Source organism: Aquipuribacter hungaricus (assembly GCF_037860755.1).
Taxonomy (GTDB): domain Bacteria; phylum Actinomycetota; class Actinomycetes; order Actinomycetales; family JBBAYJ01; genus Aquipuribacter; species Aquipuribacter hungaricus.
In genome coordinates, this window is sequence record NZ_JBBEOI010000221.1 from 1 (window position 1) to 5,713 (window position 5,713).

Consider the following 5,713-nt stretch of genomic DNA (forward strand, 5'->3'; position numbering starts at 1 on the left):
CCCGGGCTCCGCCGCGGCGGCGGCGCGCAGCAGGGGGTCCGGCGCCCCGGCCAGGCACACCCGCGACGCCGAGCCGGTGCGGCGCACGTCGGCGAGCAGGCCGGGCACGACGGCGGGGTCCTTGAGGTCGACGGCCAGGCGCGCGGACGGGAACGTGCCGAGCACGTCGGCCGGGCGGACGAGGCGGTCGCCGTCACGGGTGCGCAGCGAGCGCAGCTGGTCCCACGTCAGGTCGGCGACCGCGACGTCGAGGCCGAACAGCCGGGCCAGGGTGCGGTCGTGGTGGAGCACCGCCACCCCGTCGGCCGAGGCGCGGACGTCGCTCTCCAGCCACAGCACGCCGAGGGAGACCGAGCAGGCGAAGGCGGCGAGGGTGTTCTCGGGCCGGAGACCGGCACCCCCGCGGTGGGCGACGACCAGCGGGCCGTCCTCGGTGTAGCGCACCGGGCTCACGCTCCCCAGCGTGGGCGACCGGGGGCCTCTCCGCGTGGCCGGACGGGCCCGGGCGGGCACACGTCATCGACAGTTCACCGACCGGCGACCCCGGCGACGCGGTCGCGTCGCCGGGGTGACCGAGTGCCGTCAGGGGTGAGGCGTGGCCTGGACCCGGTCGAGGACCTGCCCGGCCGCCGCGGCGTAGCGCTCCCGCACGTGCGGGGTGGCCTCCGCCTCGACGGTCCGCTCGCCCTCGATGGTCCATGCCGGCGGCTCGTCGCCGCCGGTCAGCACCCACGCCGCCTGCCGGGCCGCACCGTCGGCGACGTACTCCGACGGCGGCGGGACCACGACGGGCAGCCCGAACACCGCCGGGGCGATGGCCTGGGTCGCCGGCGAGGCGGCGGCGCCGCCGACCAGGACCACGCGGCGGACCTGCGTGCCCTGCTCGACGAGCGCGTCGATGCCGGCGGCGAGGCCGCAGAACAGCCCCTCGAACGCCGCCCGCGCCAGGTGCGCCGGCGTGGTGCTGGCCAGGGTCAGCCCGTGCAGCGAGCCGGTGGAGTGCGGCAGGTTCGGGGTCCGCTCCCCCTCGAGGTAGGGCACGAGGACGAGGCCGTCGGCGCCGGCCGGCGCCTGGAGGGCGAGCTCGGCCAGACCGGCGTGGTCCACCCCGAGCAGCCGTGCCGTCGCGTCGAGCACCCGCGCGGCGTTGAGGGTGCAGACCAGCGGCAGGAACCGGCCGGTCGCGTCGGCGAAGCCCGCCACGGTCCCGGTCGGGTCGTTGGCCTGGACCTCGCTGATGCCGGACACCACGCCGGAGGTGCCGATGGAGACGACGACGTCGCCCGCACCGGCCCCGACGCCGAGCGCCGCGGCGGCGTTGTCGCCGGTGCCCGGACCGACCAGCGCGCCGGCGCGGACCAGCGTGGTGGCCGCGCCGCCGCTCTCGGACGGGCCGAGCACGCGCGGCAGGACCGCGTCGTGACCCAGGCCGCGCTCGAGCAGGTCGCGCCGGTAGGCGCCCGAGACCGGGTCGAAGTAGCCCGTGCCGGACGCGTCGCCGCGGTCGGTCACCAGGGCGTCGAGACCCAGCCCGCCGGGGCCCCCGCCGAGCAGGCGCCACGAGAGCCAGTCGTGCGGCAGGCACACGCCCGCCACCCGCGCGGCCGCCTCGGGCTCCGCGTCGCGCAGCCAGCGCAGCTTGGACACGGTGAACGACGCCACCGGGACGAGCCCGACCGCGTCGGCCCAGGCCTGGGCGTCGGTCTCCTCGACCAGCTCCCGGGCCGCCGCCGCGGAGCGGGTGTCGTTCCACAGCAGCGCCGGCCGGACGACCTCGCCGCCGGCGTCGAGGGCGACCATGCCGTGCTGCTGGCCGCCCACCGCCACCGCGTCGACGTCGTCGAGCCCGCCCGCCGCGGCGACCGCCTCCTGCAGCGCGTCCCACCACCGGTCGGGGTGCACCTCGGTGCCGTCGGGGTGCGCCGCCCGGCCCTGGCGGACCAGGGCACCCGTGGCGGCGTCACGCACGACGACCTTGCAGGCCTGGGTGGAGGAGTCGACCCCCGCGACGAGCGCCACGGTGCGCCTCAGCCCCGGAAGCCGGTGAGGTGCTCGAGGGCGAGCTGGTCCAGGCGCGTGTAGTGCTTGCCCTTGGCGCCCGCGGCCTCGACGTCGTAGTCCTCGAAGGCGGAGCGGTCGGCGAGCAGGTCCTGCCAGGTCTCGCCATGCGCGAGGGCCGGCTTCGCGAGCTCGTCGGCGCCGCTGGCGGCCAGGGCCTCCTGCACCTCGGGGTCGGCGCGGAAGGCGGCCGCCCGCTTCTTGAGCATGAGGTAGGTGACCATGTTCGAGCGGACCGAGTCCCACACGTCGGCGTAGTCGTCGGTGCGGTAGGGCTTGTAGTCGAAGTGGCGCGGGCCGTCGTAGGCGGGGTTGCCCTGCGCGTCCGTGCTCTCCAGCAGGTCGACGAGGAAGAACGCCGACTTCACGTCGCCGTGGCCGAACACGAAGTCCTGGTCGTAGCGGGGGCCGGTCTGGCCGTTGAGGTCGACGTGGAAGAGCTTGCCCTGCCACAGGGCCTGGGCGACGCCGTGGACCATGTTGAGCCCGGCCATCTGCTCGTGGCCGACCTCGGGGTTGATGCCGACCATCTCGGGGCGCTCGAGCATGGAGATGAAGGAGATGGCGTGGCCGATGCTCGGCAGGAGGATGTCGCCGCGGGGCTCGTTCGGCTTGGGCTCGATGGCCAGCCGCATGCCGTAGCCCTTGTCGACGACGTACTGGCACAGCAGGTCGACGCCCTCCTTGTAGCGCTGCAGCGCCACGCGGACGTCCTTGGAGGAGTCGCTCTCGGCGCCCTCGCGCCCGCCCCACATGACGTAGGTCTCGGCGCCGAGCTCGGCGGCCAGGTCCATGTTGCGCATGATCTTGCGCAGCGCGTATCGGCGGATGTCGATCTCGGAGGCGGTGAACGCGCCGTCCTTGAACACGGGGTGGCTGAAGGTGTTGGTCGTGGCCATGGGCACCTTGAGGCCGGTCTGCTCCAGCGCGCCCTTGAAGGCGGCGAGGATCGAGTCCCGCTCGGCGTCGGCGGAGCCGAAGGGCACCAGGTCGTCGTCGTGGAACGTGATGCCGTAGGCGCCGGCCTCGGCGAGGCGGTTGACGGCCTCGACCGGGTCGAGCGGGCCGCGGGTCGCGTCGCCGAACTGGTCGCGCGCCTGCCAGCCCATCGTCCAGAGACCGAAGCTGAACTTGTCGGCAGGGGTGGGGGTGGGGATCGTCACGGTGGCTCCTTCGCCTGTGGTCGTGACGGGCTCCTCCGTCGGACACCCGTCGGCAATTAGGCTAGCCAACCGACGAACCGCTGTCGAGCCCGGGTCCGCCGCGGTCGGGACGATACTGCGGCCATGACCTCGCCCCCGGTGGCCGGGCTCCTCGTGCTGGTGCTCGCCACCCTGACGGCGCTGCTCGTCGTCGCGGTGGGGTGGGCGCTGGGCCGCTGGGGCACGGGCCGGCGCCTGACCAGCGACGCCGACCGCGCCCGCTTCGAGACGCTGCACCTCACGGCGCTCGCGGCCCCCAGCCTGCGCCAGGGCCTGAGCCAGGAGGGCGCCCGCCCCGCCGCGCGGCACCTGCGCGCGCTGCTCGGCACGCCCGCGCTGGCGCTGGTGTCGGCGACGGAGCTGCTGGCGTGGGAGGGCGCGGACGACGGCGGCGGGAGCGGCGGCAGCCACGCCTCCCACGCCGTGGACCACGCCGCCCGCGCCGTCCGCGAGAGCCGCACCCGGGTCCTCGGCCCTCGCGAGGTCGCGTGCGAGCGGCCCGGCTGCACGCTGCGCGGCGCCGTCGTGTCGGTGCTCGGGGTGCAGGACCGGGTGATCGGCGCCGTCGTCGCCTACTCCCGGGAGCGCCCCACGGCGCAGCTGGTGCGGGCGACGGAGGAGGTGGCGCGCTGGGTGGCCAGCCAGGTGGAGCTCGCCGAGCTCGACCAGCAGCGCAGCCGGACCGCGGAGGCCGAGCTGCGCGCCCTGCGCGCGCAGATCAGCCCGCACTTCGTCTACAACTGCCTGGCGGCGATCGCGGTGTTCGTCCGCACCGACCCCGACCGGGCCCGCGAGCTGCTGCTCGACTTCGCCGACTTCACCCGGTACGCCTTCCGGCGCGAGGCCGCCTTCACCACCCTGGCCGACGAGCTGCGCAACGTGGAGCGCTACCTCGTGCTCGAGCAGGCCCGGTTCGGGGACCGGCTCGTCGTCGACCTCACCGTCGCCCAGGAGGTGCTCGCGGTCACCGTGCCGTTCCTGTCGGTCCAGCCGCTGGTCGAGAACGCCGTACGGCACGGCCTGGAGAGCGGCCGGGCGACCGTGCGCGTGGTGGTCCGGGCCGACGACGACGGGGACGGCGCGACCATCAGCGTGGACGACGACGGGGCGGGCGCGGACCCGGCGGTGGTCCTGGCCGCCGTCGAGGGGCGCGGCTCCCCGGACTCGATCGGCCTGGGCAACGTCGACCTGCGCCTGCGCCAGGTGTTCGGCGACGCGGCCGGCCTCGTCGTCGACACCGCCCCGGGCGCCGGGACGCGCGTGTCGTTCCGGGTGCCCAAGTTCGCCGTCGGGGTCCGGCCCGGGTGACGGACCGGGCAGGACGGGGCCAGCCGGGAGAAAACCCCTTCGTCGGTGACGGTCCGGGCACCTAGCGTGGCCCGTCGTGCGTGACCTCCCCGTCCCCGACCCGGGGCTGCCCGACCTGCGCGGCCCGTGGCGCTACCTCGGCGGCGTCGCCCGCGCCCAGTGGCGGACGCTCGTCTGGGGCTCGGCGCTCGGCGTCGTCTACATGGTCGCGCTCGCGGCGATCCCCGTGGCGCTGGGCCGCGGCCTGGACGACGGCTTCGCCACCGCCGCCGACGGCAGCACCGTCGTGGCCTGGCCGTCCCTGCTCGCCTGGGCGGGCGTGCTCGCCGGCCTCGTGCTGCTCCAGGCCGTCGCCGGGACGCTGCGGCACCGGGCGGCCGTGAGCTGCTGGCTGCAGTCCATGTACCGGGTCACCCAGCACGTCTCGCGCCACCTGCGCCGGGCGGGCACGTCCGTCACGCGCCAGGTCCCGACCGGCGAGGTCGTCGCCACGGTCGCCTCCGACGCCGACAAGGTGGGCGGCGCGATGGACGTCGTGCCGCGCTTCGCCGGCTCCCTCGCCGCCGCCGTGGCCGTCGCGGTGTACCTGCTCGGGACCTCGCCCACGCTGGGCACGGTCGTGCTCGTCGGCATGCCGCTGTGCGTGGCCGTGCTCGCCCTCGTCGTCCGCCCGCTCCACACCCGGCAGCACGCCCAGCGCGAGGTCGCCGGGAAGCTCACCACGCTCGGCGCGGACACCGTCGCCGGGCTGCGGGTGCTGCGCGGCCTCGGCGGCGAGCGCGTCTTCGCCGACCGGTACCGGGCCCGCTCGGCCACCGTCCGCCGCGCCGGGGAGGAGGTGGCCCGGGTGCAGGCCGTGCTGGAGGGCCTGCAGGTGCTGCTGCCGGGCCTGCTGACCGCCGCCGTGGTGTGGCTGGGCGCCCGCGCCGCCGTCGGCGGCTCCATCAGCGCGGGCGAGCTCGTCGCCTTCTACGGGCTGTCGGCGTTCCTCGTCATGCCGCTGCGGACCGGGGTGGAGGCGCTGGAGAAGTGGGCCCGCGCCCACGTCGGCGCCCGCAAGGTCCTCACCGTGCTGCGGGTGGACCCGCCCGTGCTCGACGGCGGGGCGGACCCCGCGGCGGGCCGCCGGCCGGGCGGCGCGACCG

5 protein-coding genes are annotated in these 5,713 nt (G+C 76.2%); 2 read left to right on the forward strand and 3 right to left on the reverse strand.

The window, feature by feature from the left end; genetic code table 11:
- The 3 genes from WCS02_RS16595 to xylA form a co-directional block, all read right to left on the reverse strand.
- Window positions 1-453: glycerophosphodiester phosphodiesterase (locus WCS02_RS16595; RefSeq protein ID WP_340295249.1), on the reverse strand; the 453-nt coding region annotated here is incomplete at its 3' end.
- A 129-nt stretch (window positions 454-582) separates the two neighbouring features.
- Window positions 583-2,019, reverse strand: a complete 1,437-nt coding sequence (gene xylB / locus WCS02_RS16600) for a xylulokinase (protein ID WP_340295251.1) — start codon at window positions 2,017-2,019, stop codon at window positions 583-585.
- 8 nt (window positions 2,020-2,027) lie between these two features.
- Window positions 2,028-3,215 carry a xylose isomerase gene (gene xylA / locus WCS02_RS16605; protein WP_376984320.1) on the reverse strand — a complete coding sequence of 396 codons (1,188 nt, stop codon included), beginning with the start codon at window positions 3,213-3,215 and terminating at the stop codon, window positions 2,028-2,030.
- A gap of 129 nt (window positions 3,216-3,344) precedes the next feature.
- On the opposite strand from xylA, the gene WCS02_RS16610 reads away from it, so the two are divergent.
- Both WCS02_RS16610 and WCS02_RS16615 read left to right on the forward strand, forming a co-directional pair.
- A complete protein-coding gene (locus WCS02_RS16610; protein WP_340295255.1) occupies window positions 3,345-4,568 on the forward strand; it encodes a sensor histidine kinase in 1,224 nt (407 codons plus the stop codon).
- Between the two features lie 76 nt (window positions 4,569-4,644).
- Window positions 4,645-5,713 (forward strand): ABC transporter transmembrane domain-containing protein (locus tag WCS02_RS16615; RefSeq protein ID WP_340295256.1); only part of this gene is annotated, 1,069 nt, incomplete at its 3' end.

Excerpts from the sequence above, each read along its gene's own strand:
- WCS02_RS16610 (WP_340295255.1), top strand. The coding sequence starts at position 3,345 with ATGACCTCGCCCCCGGTGGCCGGGCTCCTCGTGCTGGTGCTCGCCACC.